Annotated in this window: 15 protein-coding genes; 7 read left to right on the top strand and 8 right to left on the bottom strand. The window is 71.6% G+C overall.

Annotated elements, in window-relative coordinates; genetic code table 11:
- Positions 1-205: 205 nt before the first annotated feature.
- The 5 genes from ACZ4V1_RS13650 to ACZ4V1_RS13630 form a co-directional block, all read right to left on the bottom strand.
- On the bottom strand, positions 206-1,207 hold the full coding sequence (locus ACZ4V1_RS13650; protein WP_468334104.1) for a TerC family protein: 1,002 nt from the start codon (positions 1,205-1,207) through the stop codon (positions 206-208).
- Between the two features lie 251 nt (positions 1,208-1,458).
- Positions 1,459-3,501 (bottom strand): TerD family protein, encoded by a 2,043-nt coding sequence (locus ACZ4V1_RS13645; protein ID WP_468334101.1) that lies wholly within the window; start codon positions 3,499-3,501, stop codon positions 1,459-1,461.
- 91 nt (positions 3,502-3,592) lie between these two features.
- Positions 3,593-4,171 (bottom strand): TerD family protein, encoded by a 579-nt coding sequence (locus tag ACZ4V1_RS13640; protein WP_121746441.1) that lies wholly within the window; start codon positions 4,169-4,171, stop codon positions 3,593-3,595.
- Between the two features lie 141 nt (positions 4,172-4,312).
- Positions 4,313-6,451 (bottom strand): excinuclease ABC subunit UvrB, encoded by a 2,139-nt coding sequence (gene uvrB, locus ACZ4V1_RS13635; RefSeq protein WP_468334097.1) that lies wholly within the window; start codon positions 6,449-6,451, stop codon positions 4,313-4,315.
- Positions 6,452-6,491: 40 nt separating this feature from the next.
- Positions 6,492-7,370 carry an MHYT domain-containing protein gene (locus ACZ4V1_RS13630; RefSeq protein WP_468334094.1) on the bottom strand — a complete coding sequence of 293 codons (879 nt, stop codon included), beginning with the start codon at positions 7,368-7,370 and terminating at the stop codon, positions 6,492-6,494.
- A 289-nt stretch (positions 7,371-7,659) separates the two neighbouring features.
- Here ACZ4V1_RS13630 and ACZ4V1_RS13625 point away from each other — a divergent pair, with 289 nt between their 5' ends.
- Together ACZ4V1_RS13625 and ACZ4V1_RS13620 are read left to right on the top strand one after the other, a co-directional pair.
- Complete coding sequence (locus ACZ4V1_RS13625; RefSeq protein WP_468334091.1) at positions 7,660-8,550, top strand: glycerophosphodiester phosphodiesterase; 891 nt, start codon at positions 7,660-7,662, stop codon at positions 8,548-8,550.
- Positions 8,551-8,636: 86 nt separating this feature from the next.
- A complete protein-coding gene (locus ACZ4V1_RS13620; RefSeq protein ID WP_468334088.1) occupies positions 8,637-9,191 on the top strand; it encodes a methylated-DNA--[protein]-cysteine S-methyltransferase in 555 nt (184 codons plus the stop codon).
- 26 nt (positions 9,192-9,217) lie between these two features.
- Here ACZ4V1_RS13620 and ACZ4V1_RS13615 read toward each other — a convergent pair whose 3' ends face one another.
- Positions 9,218-9,646, bottom strand: coding sequence for a VOC family protein (locus ACZ4V1_RS13615; RefSeq protein ID WP_468334085.1), 429 nt, complete (start codon positions 9,644-9,646; stop codon positions 9,218-9,220).
- Positions 9,647-9,766: 120 nt separating this feature from the next.
- Between ACZ4V1_RS13615 and ACZ4V1_RS13610 the strand changes: the two genes are divergently transcribed.
- A complete protein-coding gene (locus ACZ4V1_RS13610; protein WP_468334082.1) occupies positions 9,767-10,675 on the top strand; it encodes a pseudouridine-5'-phosphate glycosidase in 909 nt (302 codons plus the stop codon).
- Positions 10,672-11,589 (top strand): carbohydrate kinase family protein, encoded by a 918-nt coding sequence (locus ACZ4V1_RS13605; RefSeq protein WP_468334079.1) that lies wholly within the window; start codon positions 10,672-10,674, stop codon positions 11,587-11,589. Before ACZ4V1_RS13610 ends, ACZ4V1_RS13605 begins: the two co-directional genes overlap by 4 nt.
- Before the next feature lie 545 nt (positions 11,590-12,134).
- Here ACZ4V1_RS13605 and ACZ4V1_RS13600 read toward each other — a convergent pair.
- A complete protein-coding gene (locus ACZ4V1_RS13600) occupies positions 12,135-12,929 on the bottom strand; it encodes a methyltransferase (protein ID WP_468334076.1) in 795 nt (264 codons plus the stop codon).
- Between the two features lie 244 nt (positions 12,930-13,173).
- On the opposite strand from ACZ4V1_RS13600, the gene ACZ4V1_RS13595 reads away from it, so the two are divergent.
- Positions 13,174-14,301 carry a magnesium and cobalt transport protein CorA gene (locus ACZ4V1_RS13595; protein ID WP_468334073.1) on the top strand — a complete coding sequence of 376 codons (1,128 nt, stop codon included), beginning with the start codon at positions 13,174-13,176 and terminating at the stop codon, positions 14,299-14,301.
- Between the two features lie 24 nt (positions 14,302-14,325).
- Here the strand turns inward: ACZ4V1_RS13595 and ACZ4V1_RS13590 are convergent, their stop codons facing one another.
- Positions 14,326-14,958, bottom strand: a complete 633-nt coding sequence (locus ACZ4V1_RS13590) for a nucleoside/nucleotide kinase family protein (protein WP_468334070.1) — start codon at positions 14,956-14,958, stop codon at positions 14,326-14,328.
- Between the two features lie 163 nt (positions 14,959-15,121).
- Here ACZ4V1_RS13590 and ACZ4V1_RS13585 point away from each other — a divergent pair, with 163 nt between their 5' ends.
- Together ACZ4V1_RS13585 and ACZ4V1_RS13580 are read left to right on the top strand one after the other, a co-directional pair.
- Positions 15,122-15,601 (top strand): anthrone oxygenase family protein, encoded by a 480-nt coding sequence (locus ACZ4V1_RS13585; protein WP_468334067.1) that lies wholly within the window; start codon positions 15,122-15,124, stop codon positions 15,599-15,601.
- A gap of 167 nt (positions 15,602-15,768) precedes the next feature.
- On the top strand, positions 15,769-17,259 hold the full coding sequence (locus ACZ4V1_RS13580; RefSeq protein ID WP_468334066.1) for a glutamate synthase subunit beta: 1,491 nt from the start codon (positions 15,769-15,771) through the stop codon (positions 17,257-17,259).
- The last annotated feature ends 98 nt before the right edge of the window (positions 17,260-17,357 follow it).

Genomic DNA, 17,357 nt, shown 5'->3' with positions numbered 1-17,357 from the left:
GGTGGTGTGGGGAGATGCAGTCCCCCCGCCACGGGGGGGGGGGTGGGGGGGGGGTGGGGGGGGGGGAGCGGGGGGGGGGGGGGGGGGGGGGGGGGGGGGGGGGGTTCAGGGGGGGGGGGGGGGGGGGTGTTCCTCCCCCCCCCCCCCCCCCCCCCCCTCCCCGGGCTGGTCTCCGACGCCCCGACCTGGGGCGTGGGTGAGGCGATCAGGCCTCGACGCTGTCCTTCGGAGCCTCGTCGCTCCCGGCTGCCGCCGCTTCCGCCTCGGCCTGCTTCTTGGAGGCCCGCAGGCTGGTGATCGTCGTGACGATCAGGACGGAGCAGATCACGCCGAGGGAGACCGGGATGCTGATCTCGGGGACGTGGACCCCGGTCTCGTGCAGGGCGTGCAGCACCAGCTTGACGCCGATGAAGCCCAGGATCACCGACAGGCCGTACGAGAGGTGCACCAGCTTCCTCAGCAGACCACCGAGGAGGAAGTACAGCTGTCGCAGACCCATCAGGGCGAACGCGTTGGCCGTGAACACGATGTACGGGTCCTGGGTCAGGCCGAAGATCGCCGGGATGGAGTCGAGCGCGAAGAGCACGTCGGTGGTGCCGATCGCGAGCATCACGACCAGCATCGGGGTCATGATGCGCTTGCCGTTTTCCTCGATCCACAGCTTGGTGCCGTGGTAGCGGTCGGCGACGCCGAAGCGGCGCTCGGCCGCCTTGAGCAGCTTGTTCTCCTCGAACTCCTCGTCCTCCTCGTTGGCCCGGGCCTCCTGGATGAGCTTCCAGGCGGTGTAGATGAGGAAGGCGCCGAAGATGTAGAAGACCCAGGAGAAGTTGGCGATGATCGCGGCACCCGCCGCGATGAAGACGGTCCTGAGTGCCAGGGCTATGAGGACACCGATGAGGAGCACTCGCTGCTGGTACTGCGAGGGCACCGCGAACTTCGCCATGATCAGGATGAAGACGAAGAGATTGTCCACGCTCAGGGACTTCTCGGTGATGAAGCCCGCGAAGAACTCGCCGGCGGGCTGGCCGCCGCCGAAGACGAACAGGCCGATTCCGAAGAGGCCCGCCAGGGCGATCCAGACGGCCGTCCAGATCCCGGCTTCCTTGATCGATACGTCGTGCGGCTTGCGGCCGATGAAGAAATCGGCCCCGATCAGGGCGGCAAGACCCACGACGGTCAGGACCCACAGGGTCACAGAAACTTCCACTACGCCTCCGGCAGTACGTCACACGGCAAATGTCAGCGTCGTCGCTGCCGGAGGTCTCTTCCACCCGGGTCCGGGACGCGTGACGCGTTCGGAGCCCACGGGCCGACGCCCCGGGATCTGGCCTGATCCGTATTGACGGGTACGCCGCACAGACAGGGAGTACTCCCCTCCGTGCGAACGACAGTACCCCATTCCCCAAGAGAAGGTAAAGAGATTTGCAAATTAAGCTCAAAAGGCCAGTTCGGAGGCCGTCACCGGTCCCACGAACGGCGGGCTGCGGCGACCTGGGTGAGTACCTGCCGGAGCACCTGACTGCCTGGCGGCACGAGCGCGGGCTCGTACGTCCAGGCATGCCCCACCCAAGGGTCGGCGAGGTGGTCGTCGGCCACCGGCGTCAGCCGGAGCAGCGAGCGCCACAGCGGGTCGAGCAGCGGCCCGTACCCGGCGGAATCCTCGCGGTCGGCGACCATCATCAGGTGGACGCCCACGGCCGGCCCCTCGTCGGCGAGATAGCGGAGCTGGTTCACCGCCCGGTCGTCGAAGCCGTGCGGGAAGTCGTTGACGATCAGGAGCTGCTGGGACGTGTCGAGGCCGGGGGGAAGCGCGTCGGGGGCACCTCCGCGCAATGCCATCTGCACCAGGTCGACGCGCTGGGTCAGGCGTGCGAGCACGTCCGCCGTACCGGCGGCGCCCAGCGCGGGTGGGGCCGCGAGCACTCCCGTCTGCACCAGTGGCGCCAGGGCCTGCGCCCCTGCTCCGGCCGGGTCGATGACGTGCACGGTGAACTCGCCCGCCGGATAGACGGCGAGCAGCCTGGCAGCGTGCGCGACCGCCGTCTCCAGGCCCAGGCGCCGCATGTCGTGGGAATCGGCGAACGAACCGTCGAGCGAGGCGGAGCGCCCGCTGTCGATCCACAGCCCGCGCTCCAGGGGCAGCCTGACCAGCAGCGGGATGCTTATGCGTTCCGCCTCGGGGAGATGGAGATCGCCCAGCCGCAGGGCCATGGGAATCTCCATGGGTACGCGGTAGCCGTGCCAGACGGGGTTGTCCCAGCGCGCGAAGGCCGCGGGCAGGGCGGGCTCGACCACATCCGCCTCGGCGGCCAGCTGAGCGACGTCCCGGTCCAGGGCTTCCCGGGCCTGGGACACGAGCTGGGCGTGCCGGGTGCGCGCCGCCTCCCGGGCGGCGTCGCCCTGACCGCCGATCCGGCTGCGCGGATCGGACAGGACCTGGTCCAGTTCCTTCTCCATGCGGGAATCGGCGAAGTCGACGGCGCTGCGGTACGCGGCCGTGGTGCGGGCCAGGTCCTCGAACATGCCCCACACCTGGTTGTAGAGCCGCTCCTCCATGGACCAGCCGGTGGCGTCGCCCGCGACGGGCGGTGCGGGGCGGCCCGGCTCGGCCGGGGGCGCGGTCGGTGGGGGCGGAGGCGGAGCGGCGTTCCGCCGGCGCGGGTGGCTGTAGTCGATCGGGCCGCCGTCGCCGGACGCGGACGGCGGGGCTGTGGTGGCGGAGTCCCCCGGACCGGCCGGATACGGCTGCTGTGTGCCGTGCTGTTCCGGGACACCGGGCGTTTGCGGGCCGGGCGGGCCCTGGTGGTCGTACGGGGACGCCGGGGGTACGGGGCCGGTGTTGCCCTGGGGCTCGGCGGCGCCGTGGTCGGGACCGTGCGCCGGGGTGGCGGCCTGCCGGGAGCGGTTGCCGTCGGCCGTCCGTGCCGGGGGTGCCGGTACCGAGCGGGCCAGGCCGCCGGCCACCGCCTCCTGGATGCTTCGGGCGAGCTGCTGGGCCTGGGGCAGGTCCTGGTCGGTGAGTAGTTCGGCGATACCGCCCGCGTAGCCCTGGCCGACGGCGCGCACCTTCCAGGCACCCTGCCGCCGGTAGAGCTCCAGCGCGACGACGGCGGACTCGGCCTCCAGACCGGTGATGGTGTAGCTGGCGACCTCGTCCCCGTCGAGGCCCGTGACCGCGACGAAGGGGGCGGCGACGGCCCCGAAGCGGCCCGGTCCCGTCCCGCCGGCAGGCAGGGCGAGCAGCACACTGACGCGGTGCACCGCGTCCGGCACGGCGTCCAGGTCCACCGCGAGACGATGGTCGGCGGCGGCCTGCCGGGAGACCTCCAGGCCCGGCAGGGCGGGGGTGCCCGGGTGGGCCACCCATTCGACACCGTGGACCCTGCCGTTCTCGTCGCCGAGCGTGGCTCCGGCCACGATCGGTGTGCCGGCCGAGACCCGGATCTCGAGACGGGCCCGGGGAAGCGGGTGGTTCTGTCCCCGCGTCAGCTCGGCCGTCATCGCCTTTCCCCCTGTGTCACTCGTGCGTCACTCGTGATGTGCGGCGCCGGCGCGTCCCGCCCGCGGAGCCGGGGCGGTTGGTGTCGGCCTGTTACAGGACCGGCAGGATCGCCGGCATCAGGTCCTGGAAGGTGCGGCCGTTGGCCGGGGAACCGATGGCGGTCATCGCCCAGCCCTGCCCCGCACGGTGCACCTTCGCCATGATCTGAGCCGTGTAGGCACCGCCGCCGGCCAGCGTGTACCGGGCGAGCTCCTGGCCGTTGGTCTCGTCGACCAGGCGGCAGAACGCGTTCTGCACTTCCTGGAAGGTCTGGCCCGTGAAGGAGTTCACGGTGAAGACGATCTGGTCGATGTGGACCGGGACGCGCTGCAGGTCGACGAGGATCGCCTCGTCGTCCCCGCCCTGGCCGACGCCGCCGACGAGGTTGTCCCCGGTGTGGCGCACCGAGCCGTCGTCGCTCACCAGGTGACGGAAGAAGACGACGTCGACCGGCTGCTTGTCCGCGAACAGGACCGCGGAGGCGTCCAGGTCGATCTCCCGGGTGCGCGAGCCGAACAGGCCGCGCCGGGGAGCCGCCTGCCAGCCGAGACCCATGCGCACCGACGTCAGGCTGCCGCCGTCGCTCTTTTGCAGACTGATGGCCTGACCCTTGGTCATGTTGACGGTCACGCGCTGATCCCCTCTCGGACTGTCCCCTGTTGCCGCGGTGCCCGCGGTTGACCAGAACCCTACGCAGGGACACTGACGGCGCCCCACCCAGGTCCGCACTTTGTGTCGGTCTTGCAACACAGCGCGTGCCCGGGCGGGCCGTCAGGCCAGGCCGGCCTCCTTCATCTGGCGCAGTTCCTTCTTCATCTCGGAAACCTCGTCCCGCAGCCGGGCGGCGATCTCGAACTGCAGGTCCGCGGCGGCGGCCCGCATACGGGTGGTGAGGTCCTCGATCTGTTCGGCGAGTTCCGCGGCGGGGCGGTCGGTCGGCACGGTCTCCTTGGTCCTGCCCTTGGCCGCCTTGGCACCGGCGGGCGCCTGGCCGCCGAGGGCGGGCACGGGGGCCTTGGCGCCCTTGCCGTCCTTCGACTGGCGGTAGCCCGAGCCGAGCAGTTGCTCGGTGTCGATGTCCTCGCGGGCGATCTGCGCGACGATGTCGTTGATCTTCTTGCGGAGCGGCTGCGGGTCGATGCCGTTCGCCTTGTTGTACGCGACCTGCTTCTCGCGGCGGCGGTTCGTCTCGTCGATCGCCTTCTCCATCGCCGGCGTGATCTTGTCGGCGTACATGTGGACCTGGCCGGAGACATTGCGCGCCGCGCGGCCGATGGTCTGGATCAGGGAGGTGCCGGAGCGCAGGAAGCCCTCCTTGTCGGCGTCGAGGATCGCCACCAGGGAGACCTCCGGCAGGTCGAGGCCCTCCCTCAGCAGGTTGATGCCGACCAGGACGTCGTATTCGCCCGCGCGCAGCTCACGCAGCAGTTCGACGCGGCGCAGCGTGTCGACGTCGCTGTGCAGGTAGCGCACCTGGATGCCGAGTTCCAGGAAGTAGTCGGTGAGGTCCTCGGCCATCTTCTTGGTGAGCGTGGTGACCAGGACGCGCTCGTCCTTCTCGGTCCGCTTGCGGATCTCGTGCACCAGGTCGTCGATCTGGCCCTCGGTCGGCTTGACGACGACCTCCGGGTCGACGAGGCCGGTGGGGCGGATGATCTGCTCGACGGCGCCGTCCGAACGGGAGAGCTCGTAGGTGCCCGGGGTCGCCGACAGGTACACGGTCTGCCCGATGCGTCCCTGGAACTCCTCCCACTTCAGCGGGCGGTTGTCGAGGGCGGAGGGCAGTCGGAAGCCGTGGTCGACCAGGGTCCGCTTGCGGGAGGCGTCGCCCTCGTACATGGCGCCGATCTGCGGCACGGTGACGTGCGACTCGTCGATGACGAGCAGGAAGTCGTCCGGGAAGTAGTCCAGCAGGGTGTTCGGCGGGGAGCCGGGCAGGCGGCCGTCGAAGTGCATGGAGTAGTTCTCCACGCCGGAGCAGGAGCCGATCTGGCGGAGCATCTCGAGGTCGTACGTCGTGCGCATCCGCAGTCGCTGGGCCTCCAGGAGCTTGCCCTGCTTCTCGAGCTCGGTCAGGCGCTCGGCCAGTTCCTTCTCGATGTCGCCCACGGCCCGCTCCAGGCGCTCGGGGCCCGCGACGTAGTGGGAGGCCGGGAAGACGTACAGCTGCTGGTCGTCGCTGATGATCTCGCCGGTGACCGGGTGGAGCGTGGACAGGGCCTCGATCTCGTCACCGAACATCTCGATGCGGACCGCGAGCTCCTCGTAGACCGGGAAGATCTCGATGGTGTCGCCGCGGACCCGGAAGGTGCCTCGGGCGAAGGCCATGTCGTTGCGCGTGTACTGGATGTCCACGAAGCGGCGCAGCAGCTCGTCCCGGTCGTGCTCGTCGCCCACCCTGAGCGGGACCATGCGGTCCACGTACTCCTGCGGGGTGCCGAGGCCGTAGATGCAGGAGACGGAGGCGACCACGACGACGTCGCGGCGGGTGAGCAGTGAGTTGGTCGCGGAGTGGCGCAGACGCTCCACCTCCTCGTTGATCGAGGAGTCCTTCTCGATGTAGGTGTCCGACTGCGGGACGTAGGCCTCGGGCTGGTAGTAGTCGTAGTACGAGACGAAGTACTCGACGGCGTTGTTCGGCAGCAGTTCGCGGAACTCGTTCGCCAGCTGTGCGGCCAGCGTCTTGTTCGGCGCCATCACGAGGGTGGGGCGCTGGAGCTTCTCGATCATCCACGCGGTGGTGGCGGACTTGCCGGTGCCGGTCGCGCCGAGCAGGACGACGTCCTTCTCGCCTGCTTCGACACGCCGGGCGAGCTCGGCGATGGCCGCCGGCTGGTCACCGTTCGGCTGGTAGGGGCTGACGACCTCGAAGGGCGCCACCGTGCGTTCGATCTGGGAAACGGGCCGCATGGGTTCCACCGTACGACCCCGCACTGACAACGGGTCCGGATCAGCGGTTCTGCGGGGTTCGGGGACGCCGGTGGACGAGCGGGCGGCGCATGTGGTGGGCCGGGTGGTGCGGTGGGTGGCGGACCGTGCGCAGGCCCTCCGGATGGGCCGGGATGCCCGGCTTCCGCTCGGCGGGGACTTCGGCGGGCCTCCCCATGACCATCAGCGGGTCGAACAGCACGACGACGCCGGCGAGGAGAAGGAAGGCCAGGGGCCCGATCAGCATGGGAGCGAGCAGTTCCGCGGCCGAGCCTCCGGTGGAGGGATCGGCCGTGCCGTGGAGATGGACCTCGAGGGCGGCCATGCCCGTGTAGTGCATGCCCGTGACGGCCAGCCCCATGATCAGACTGGCTCCCACGCTCCACAGGAAACCCCGGACCTGGCCGGCCGCCCACAGGGCGGCGGTGGCGGCGGCCATGGCTATGACGACGGACACGGCCACGGTGACCGTGTTGTACGTCAGCTGCCCGTCCAGGCGCATGCCGACCATACCCAGGTAGTGCATCGACGCGATGCCCAGGCCGGTGATGGTGCCACCGGTGAACAGGGCCGTTCCTCGCGCGCCCCGATAACCGACGATGAAGATCCCGACGCCCACCATGACGATCGCGACGGCCAGGCTGGCGAAGGTCATCAGCCAGTCGTAGCGGATCGGCGTGTGTTCGATCGTGAACCCCATCATGGCGATGAAGTGCATGGTCCAGATGCCGGAGCCGATCGCCGCCGACCCGAGGGCGAGCCACCCGGGCCGCCAGGAACGGGTGACCCGCATGGACCTGGTGGTGCAGCGCAACCCGAGGGCACCGCCGAGACAGGCCATGAGGTAGGCCACCAGCGGTGTGACGAGTCCGTAGCTGAATCCGTCGACCGTGCCTTGCATGTGCGGCTGCCCTTCCGCCTTCTTACGCCCCGGTCATGCCGGAATTTGCCTGATGTGCACCCTCTCCCGGGACCGCGCGAACGATCAGGGTCGAGGCAGAGAGTATGACTCCCACCGGAATGGTCGAACGATTCTCCGGCAAAGAATCACGGCCTTGCCCCACTTGTGGGGCCCCGGTGAGCGGAGTTGAGCAACTCCATTCAGCCTGTGGCCATTCTGCACCCCTCTTCTGTTGACTCTCTGATGTCACAGTGGTGCTGTCCGTGATCGCTCGACGCGAGGAGTACGCATGCACGCGCGCGCAGTTGCCGTCACGACCACCGCGCTTCTGGGAGTCGCCCTGCTCACTCCGCTCTCGCACGCCGGGACCGCCCGGGGCGACGACGGGCCCTCGGTCGTCGCCCACAGGGGCGCCTCCGGGTACGCGCCGGAGAACACGCTGGCCGCCGTCGACAAGGCGGCCGAGCTGGGCTTCCGCTGGGTGGAGAACGACGTCCAGCGCACCAGGGACGGCGAGCTCGTCGTCCTCCACGACGACAGCCTGCGGCGCACGACCGACGTGGAGGAGGTCTTCCCCGACCGCTCGCCGTGGAAGGTGAAGGACTTCACCGCGGCGGAGATCGCGCGGCTGGACGCGGGGAGCTGGTTCGGGTCCGAGTACGCGGGCGCACGCGTGCCGACGCTGAAGCAGTACGTGGACCGTGTGGAGCACAACCACCAGAAGCTGCTGCTGGAGCTGAAGAACCCGCAGCTGTACCCGGGCATCGAGCAGCAGACCCTCAAGGTTCTCGCCAATGAGGGCTGGCTCGACCGGCGGCACGTGGCCGGCCGGCTGGTCGTACAGAGTTTCAGCGCGGACAGCGTCCGGACCGTCCACGAGCTCAAGCCGGCCGTCAAGACCGGGTTCCTCGGCACACCCCCGGTGTCGGACCTGCCCGCGTTCGCGGAGTTCACCGACCAGATCAACCCCTCGTACGGCTCCCTGTCCATGAGCTACGTCTCCTCGGTGCACGCGTTCACCGGGCCGCACGGCAGGCCGATGGAGGTCCTCACCTGGACGGTCGACGACGCGGACACCGCCCGGCGGGTAGCCGGGTACGACGTCGACGGCATCATCACCAACAAGCCCGACGTGGTGCGGGACGCCGTCGGCGAGGACGAGGACTCGGCCGGCCGCTGACCGCGTCACGCCCGGGCCAGGGGCCGGGAGCGGTCCCGCCCGCCGCTGTCCCGGGCGTTGTCAGTGGGCGGCCGTACCGTGGGCGCATGGACAGCCATGGGCAGTACGAACAGCAGGTCGTGTGGACCGTCGTAGGCACCGGCATCGGTCCGCTCCTGCTGGCCGCCACCCGCGACGGACTGGTCAACGTCGTGTTCCACGCCACCGGCGCCGCGCGCGACCGGGCACTCGAAAGGCTCGCGGCCCGGCTCGGCACGGAGCCCGTCGAGGCGCCCGGCTCTCCGCTGCTGGCCGAGGCGATACGGCAGGTGGAAGCGTACTTCTCGGGTCGGCGCCGTGGCTTCGACCTGCCGCTGGACTGGTCATTGATCTCGGGCTTCAACCGGGAAGTGCTGCGCGAGCTGGCGTCCGGCGTCCCCTACGGCTCGGTCGTCGGCTATGGCGACCTCGCCGGCCGGGTCGGCCAGCCGGGCGCCGCCCAGGCGGTGGGCATGGCGATGGGGGCCAATCCGCTGCCGGTCGTCGTGCCGTGCCACCGGGTCGTCGAGAGCGACGGCGGCATCGGCGGGTTCGGGGGCGGCGTGGACACCAAGCGGCAGTTGCTCGCGCTGGAGGGCGTGCTGCCCGAGCCGCTGTTCTGAGAGGCCGCCCGGGTGCCCGGCGCGAGCTACTCGTAGTGCCGTGCCTCGAAGATGTTGCCGTCCGGGTCGCCGAAGTAGAAGCTGCGCCGGGCCAGACCCCGGGCGCCATAGGAGTCGTACGAGAGTTCCGAGACCGGGACGGCCCGCTCTTCCAGGCGGGTGCGCAGTGCCTCGAAGTCGTGCGGTGACAGTGACAGGCAGACGTGGTTGACGGGATGGCCCGCGCTGCCGTCAGCGCCGGGGACCACCCGCATGCGTTCCGCCAGGGAGTGCGGCGCCAGGTCGAGGATGGTCTCTTCGTTGAGGCGCACGGAGGGAAAGCTCACGGTCCCGGCGATGTACTCGGTGACTCGCAGGGGCTCCGTCCCCAGTGTCTTCTCGTAGAAATCGGCGGCGGCGACCGGGTCGCGCACCCAGAGAACGACATGGTCGAGTCGTGTCGTGTTGTCCGTCATGGTTCCCAGGTTCGTCGTGTCCCCAGCGGGCCGCAAGACTCCGGCCGGGACGCCTGAGGGTTTGGCCCGGTCCCCCGCCCGCCAGAGATGAGGGAGGACCGACGGACAGGAGGCAGGCACGTGATGCTGATGGTGTCGGAAGAGGTACGGGCGGCGATCGACGCGCGTCACCCCGTGGTGGCGCTGGAGTCCACGATCATCGCGCACGGGCTGCCGCGCCCCCGCAACCTGCTGGTGGCCCGGGAACTGGAGGAGGCCGTACGGCAGGAGGGCGCCATACCGGCGACCGTCGCCGTGCTGGACGGGCGGCCTCATGTCGGCCTGGACAAGGAGCAGCTGGAGCGGGTCGCGAACGAGGACGGTATCCGCAAGCTGGGTCACCGCGACCTGCCGCTCGCGGTGGCCACCGGGGCGAGCGGGGCGACCACCGTGTCGGCGACCGCCCTGCTGGCGGCCCTGGCGGGCGTCCGGGTGTTCGCCACCGGCGGGCTCGGCGGCGTGCACCGGGAGTGGACGGTGACGCAGGACGAGTCGGCCGACCTCGGCCTGCTGGCACGTACCCGCATCACGGTGGTCTGCGCGGGCGTGAAGTCCATCCTGGACGTGCCGGCGACCCTCCAGCGGCTGGAGACGCTGGGTGTCGCGGTGGCCGGGTACGGCACGGGCCGCTTCCCCGGCTTCTACCTGTCCGACTCGGGGCATCCGGTGGACTGGTCTCTGGACACCCCGGAGCAGGTGGCGGCCGTCATGCGGGCACAGGACACGCTCGACGGGCCGCGGTCGGCACTCGTGGTCGCCAACCCCGTCCCCGAGGAGGAGCAACTGGATCCCGCGCTGCACGCGCGGGTGCTCGCCGACGCGCTGCACGCGTGCGAGGCGGAGGGGGTCACGGGCCAGGCGGTCACGCCGTTCCTGCTCGACTACCTGGTGCGGCACACCGACGGCGCCTCGCTGAGCGCCAATCTGGCGGCGGTACGCGGCAATGTGCGGCTGGCGGCACGCGTCGCGACGGCCTGGGCCGGGGCATGACCGCGGGGCCGGACGGCGCGCTGCTGGTCGTCGGGGACGTCGTCACGGACGTCGTCGCCCGGCACCGGGGACCGCTGGCCTCCGGCACGGACACGGCTGCCTCGATCCGCCGGCTGCCGGGCGGGGCGGGTGCCAACGTGGCCTGCTGGGCCGCGCACGGAGGGTGCCGGGACGTACGGCTGCTGGGGCGGGTCGGCACCGACGCGGCGGTCTGGCACGAGCGGGAACTGGTGGCCCACGGCGTGCGCCCCCTTCTGGTCGTCGACGCGGCGGCACCGACGGGGACGGTGATCTGCCTGGTCGACACGGGCGACTCGGCCGAGCGGACGTTCCTGACGGACAGCGGGGCGTCGCTGCGGCTGGCGCCCGGCGACTGGTCGGACACGCTGCTCGACGGCGTGGCCCGGCTGCACCTGTCGGGCTACCTCCTGTTCTCGGAGCCGAGCCGTGCCCTGGTGCCGGCCGCCCTGGCGGCGGCACGCGCGCGCGGGGTGCCGGTCAGCCTGGATCCGGCGTCGGCCGGGTTCCTCACCGAGCTGGGCGTCGACCGTTTCCTGGAACTGGTCGAGGGAGTGGACGTGCTGCTGCCCAGCCGGGACGAGGCGTGCCTGCTCACCGGACTGCCCGACGCGGCCGACGCGGCGGCGAAACTGAGCCGGCACGTCCCACTGGTGATCGCCAAGCAGGGAGCGGAGGGGGCCATGGTGGCCAGGTCCGGCACCGTGTGCGCGCGTGTCCCCGCCGCCCCGGCGTGGCCCCGGGACAGTACGGGCGCCGGTGATGCCTTCACCGGCGCGTTCCTCGCCGCGCTGCTCGCGGGCGCGGCGCCCGGGGAGGCCGCGGCTGCGGGGTGCCGGGCGGGGGCGCAGGCCGTCGAGCAGGTGGGTGGGAGGCCTCCGCGCAGGACGGCCTGACGGGGCGGACGGTCGGTATGTGGGCCGGCAGGTACGAGGTACGCAGGCAGGTAGGCAGGTATGCAGGTCGGCAAATACGCAGGTACGCAGGTCGGCAGGTATGGGAGTGGGCGGATATGGGAGTGGTAGGGGACGCTGCTTGGCGAAGCGTCAGGAAACCGCCGTGACCGGTGGCGGCGCCGTCGGCACGGGGACGGAGCACAGGCCACCAAGCGGGCAGCGACGGGCACCGGGCGGGACGCACACGGGCACCGGGCGCAGAGCACGGGAGCGGCAGGCACAAGGCACGAGATACGAGGTACGAGGTACGAGGCCCACTGGGGTGCGGAGCACCGGAGCACGAGGCCCGGGGCAGTGGCGCGCACGAGGCACAGGACAGCGGCGCGGAGCGCGGCGAAGCGGCAGTCCGTCGGCGGCCCTCGCCCACGGACGCCGCACCGGTCGACCGGGCCGTACCACGCCCGCCGTGGCACGACGACGCGAGGAGCGTCCCGCCACATGCCGGCCGGGGGCGTGACGCCGGGGCAGACGGGGACCTCGTTCCCCTACGCCTTGCGTCCCCACGCCGAGACCATGGGAGCCGTCGCGAGGTCCATACTGCCGGACGCGACGTTCGCGAGGTGGCGGTCGATGTCCTCGTGGGTGGCCGCCCCGGCGGCGACCAGCTGGTCGCGGACCTGACGGACCGTCGCGGACTCCAGGGCGGCGCACGCGGGTGAGGTGACCGGGAAGTAGGCGTCGGCCTCCACCCGCCGCAGCCCGGCCTCCCGGAGCAGGCGCGGGAGCCGGCGGCCGTAGGAGAGGTCGGCGCCGCGTCGGGCCAGTAGCTGGCGGAAGCCGTGCCGCAGCCGGTTCGCGAGTTGCTGCTCGGGCCCGTGCTCGTCGGGACAGAGCAGAGGCTGCAGCGCGGGATCGGCGTCCTCGACCAGGAGACGGCCACCGGGGCGCAGGGCCTTGACCATCGACCGCAACGCGCTTTCCCGGTCCGGGACATGGACGAGCACGAGCCGGGCGTGCACCAGGTCGAAGCCCTCCCCCGGCGGCTCCTCGGCGCCCACGTCGTGCACGCGCACCTCGACCGGATGCCGGCCGGCCGGAGCAAGCCGGGAGGTGTCGATGTCGGTCGCGAGGACCCTGCCGGTCGGCCCCACCCTCTTGGCCAGCCAGGACACCACGGAGGTGCCTCCGGCCCCGACCTCCCAGCAGCGCCAGCCGGGCCCGGCGCCGAGCGCTTGGAGGTGCCGGAACGTCGTCGGATCGAAGAGGGTGGCGAAGGCATCGAAGCGCTCCGCCGCCTCGGCCTGCCGGTTGTCGAGGAGGTATCCGTCGGTTCGCGTCATGGGGCGATCATCCCAGTTGTCCGGCTTGCCTGAAGCGGTCGACGCTCCGGCGCGACGGTGCCCCCGCGCCGCCTGGCCGATGTCGTCCGCGCCCACGCCCACGTCCGAACCTCCTGTCCACAGCCGGGAACAAAGCGGAACCCGCCGTTTCCACAGGCCAGTCCGCGGCTCACGCAGGCCTGGCAGACTGGCTCGCCAGGGCGCGGGAAGCACGGCGCGAGGGGACCCACGCGAGGAGACACGGATGACGATGGCAGGGAATCTGCGGAAGGTCACGGGCCTGGGGAGGGGCGGCGGCCTCCGCAAGGTGGCGCGGCTGGCCCGGCGGCGCCCGCGTGTGGACCTCAGCCATCCCGCCCGCTCCCCGCTGGGTTCCTCGGTGGTGAACTGCGTGACCTACCGGGACGGTGTCCGCACCCCCGAGGGCGGCGATCCGGTCGACGCGGTGGAGCGGATGCGGGAGCGCGGGGCCGGTTTCGTCTGGCTCGGCCTGCACGAGCCGACGAATCGGGAGTTCGCAGGCGTCGCGGACCTTTTCGACCTGCACCCGCTGGCGGTCGAGGACGCGATCGAGGCCCACCAGCGCCCGAAGGTGGAGCGGTACGGCGAGACGCTCTTCGCCGTGTTCAAGACGGTCTGCTACGTGGAGCACGAGGAGCTCACCGCCACCAGCGAGGTGGTGAGCACCGGCGAGATCATGGCGTTCGTCGGCCAGGACTTCGTGATCACCGTGCGGCACGGGCGGCACGGCTCGCTGGGACCGCTGCGGGAAGGGCTGGAGTCCGATCCCGCGCAGCTCGCCAAGGGGCCGTCCGCCGTACTGCACGCGATAGCGGACCACGTGGTGGACGAGTTCCTGAGCGTCATCGAGGCGGTCCAGGCTGACATCGACCACGTCGAGACGGAGGTGTTCGCGGAGCACGGCGCGCGGGTCGATCCGGGGCGGATCTATCAGCTCAAGCGCGAACTCCTCGAACTGAGGCGGGCCGTGGTGCCGCTCGGCCGGCCGCTGGAGGAACTGGCCACCCGGCCTGCTCGAGTGGTCGAACCGGAGATACAGGCCTATTTCCGCGATGTCGCCGACCATCTGCTGCGGGCGACGGAGCAGATCGCGGCGTTCGATGAACTCCTCAACTCCATCCTCCAGGCGCACCTGGCCCGCGTGACGGTCGCGCAGAACGAGGACATGCGGAAGATCACCGCCTGGGCGGCGATCGTCGCGGTACCCACGATGGTCTGCGGGGTGTACGGCATGAACTTCGACCACATGCCCGAGCTGCGCTGGCGGTACGGCTACGGTCTGGTCATCGGCGTCATAGCCGTCGCCTGCCTGTCGCTGCACCGGGGCTTCCGGCGCAACGGCTGGCTCTGACGAACCGGCCGCCCACCGGGCGCGTCACCCACTCCACGCGGGATGCCGTGGATCGTCGGCGCGCACCAGGACGTCGGCGGCGCCGGAGGGGGCGGTCTCCTCCTCGTAGCGCTCGAAGGCGGGCAGGGTCCAGTGCTCGGCCTCGGGGGTGCGGCGGCGCAGTGCGCCGGGGCTGAGGACCAGATGGACGCTCAGATCGAGGGGGAACCAGTGGCGCAGCAGGAAGGGGCCGTGCAGCAGCAGGGCACCGCCGGGCGGGAGGCGGACGTAGGGGCTGCGGGTGGCGCGGTCGGTGACCGGGTCCCACAGGTCCGGCAGAACGCGCCCGTCGCCGCCGGGCCCGAGGGGATCGAAGACCTCGCGCCACAGGGCGCCGGTGTCGTGCCAGCCGCTGTAGTAGGACTCGACGTCCTGACGGCCGTACTCCAGGCGGAGGGACGCGGGCCGCAGGAAGCCCTCCGTTCCGACGACGAGGGAGGGGCGGCCGCGCACCCGCAGCGCGTCGGAGACCCGCTCGGCGAGGTCGCCGGGGCGGGCTGCCGGGGCGCCGTCGAAGGCGACGCGCGGCCAGGCGCCGCCGTCGGCGGGCTCGAGGTCGAGCAGGCGCTCGGCGAGCAGGTCGCCGAGTCTGTCCCAGGTGATCGCTTCCAATCGCACCCGCCCATGATGCGCCGGCCTGCGGCCCGCCCGCCTGGACGCTCGCGTATGCGCTCGCGCCGGTCGGCCATGGTCACCGTGCCCGCGCCGGGGTTGACTTGGGGTGATCGATGGCCGACGGTGCCGAGCGGGCATCGACGCGACGGGCGGGAGCTGACACGACATGATCGACGGACCGTATTTCGTGCTGACGGTGCTGGGCGTGCTCGGGACCGGTCTGACGGCCGGCGCCTTCTGCGCGTTCTCGACCTTCGTCATGCGGGGGCTGGCGGCGCTGCCGCCCGCGCAGGGAGTAGCCGCGATGAACGCGATCAACGCGGCAGCGGTGCGGCCGGCCTTCATGTTCGTCTTCCTCGGGACATCGGTGCTGACCGCGGTGATCGCCGTGGTGACGTTCGTGCTGTGGCCGGCCGGGGCGGCGGTGGAATTGCTGCTGGGCAGCGCGCTGTTCCTGTTCGGGTCGTTCGGGGTGACCGCGGCCGCCAACGTGCCGCGCAACACCGCGCTGCTCGGGCTGGAGCCGGGCACCCCGGAGGCGGCCGGCCAGTGGCCCTCGTACGTGCGCGAGTGGACGGCGTGGAACCACGTGCGTACGGCTGCCTCGGCCGCGGCGGCGGTGTCGTACGTGCTGGCCCTCGCCTGAGGGGCGGGTCGCCACGGCCGACGCCGTGGGCGAGGGCAGGGCCGGGACACCGTGGGCGAGGGGCCTTCCGGCACTCTGCGTGCGGGGCGGACGGGACGTATCGTGGGCCGGAAGAGCACCACCCCACGACGCACGGCCTGCCACCCCCGCACGCAAGGAAGACGGCCATGGCCGATCCCAAGGGTTTCCTGACCACACCCCGCCGGGAGTGGCCGCGCAGGCCGGCCGCGGAGCGGGTCCGGGACTGGCACGAGGTCTACGTCCCCGGGGCGCTGTTGCCGATCGTCGGCGCCCAGGCCGACCGCTGCATGGACTGCGGCGTCCCCTTCTGTCACGAAGCCTGCCCGCTCGGCAACCTGATCCCGGACTGGAACGACCTGGTCTCCCGGGCGGACTGGAGGGCCGCGAGTGAGCGGCTGCACGCCACGAACAACTTCCCGGAGTTCACCGGCCGGTTGTGCCCGGCGCCGTGCGAGGCGGGTTGTGTACTCGCCATCAACCAGCCGGCCGTCACCATCAAGAACGTCGAGTGCGCGATCGCCGACACGGCCTGGGAGGAGGGCTTCATCCCGCCGCGCCCGCCGGACCGGCTGTCCGGGCGGACGGTGGCGGTGGTCGGTTCGGGGCCCACCGGGCTCGCGGCGGCGCAGCAGCTGACCCGGGCCGGGCACACGGTCGCGGTCTACGAGCGGGCCGACCGGATCGGCGGGCTGATGCGGTACGGCATCCCCGAGTTCAAGATGGAGAAGCGGCACCTGGAGCGGCGCGTCGACCAGATGCGGGCCGAGGGGACGAAGTTCCGTACGTCGACGGCGGTCGGGCGGGAGGTGTCCGCGGGCGAGTTGCGGGCCCGCCACGACGCCGTGGTGATCGCCACCGGCGCGACCGCGTGGCGCGATCTGACGGTGCCCGGCCGGGAACTGGCCGGCGTCCATCAGGCGATGGAGTACTTGCCGCTGGCCAACCGGGTGTGCGAGGGAGACATCGAGTGTTCCCCGCTGTCCGCTGCCGGGAAGCACGTCGTCATCGTCGGCGGTGGTGACACGGGCGCGGACTGCCTCGGTACCGCGGTGCGGGAGGGTGCCGCGTCCGTGACCCAGCTGGACATCTACGCGCAGCCGGGTACGGAGCGCGACGAGGAGGCCGAGCCCTGGCCGACGTATCCGCGGCTGTACCGGCTGTCGGCCGCGCACGAGGAGGCACGTGAACTGCGGTCCGCGCCGGTGGCGGACGCGGACGCACGGCTGTTCGCGGCGTCCACGCTTCGACTCACCGGTGACGCGGAGGGGCATGTGCGGTCGGTGCACCTGGTCGCGGTGGACGCGGGGCGCCGTCCGCTGCCCGGCACCGAGCGGTCACTCCCCGCTGACCTCGTCCTCCTCGCCCTGGGCTTCTCCGGACCCGCCCGGGACGACGGGCTCGTCGATGGGCTCGGGCTGGAGCTGGAGCCCCGTGGCACGATCGCCCGGGACCAGGACTTCGCGACCAACGTCCGCGGGGTGTTCGCCGCCGGGGACGCGGCGCGCGGGCAGTCGCTCATCGTGTGGGCGATCGCGGAGGGGCGGGCGGTGGCCGCGGCCGTCGACCGCCATCTGTCCGGCGGCAGCACACGGCTGCCGGCACCGGTCGGCCCGTACGACCGGCCGATGACGGCCTGAGCGGCCCCACGACCCCCGGCCGGTCACCGGATCACGCCATGACGACCAGCTCCGAGGTGTCGAGTTCTCCCTGGCGAGGACTGAAGGGTATGGATGAT

The sequence above is a fragment of the Streptomyces sp. NPDC028991 genome (genome assembly GCF_055564775.1).
This window is presented reverse-complemented; position numbering and strand designations above follow the sequence as displayed.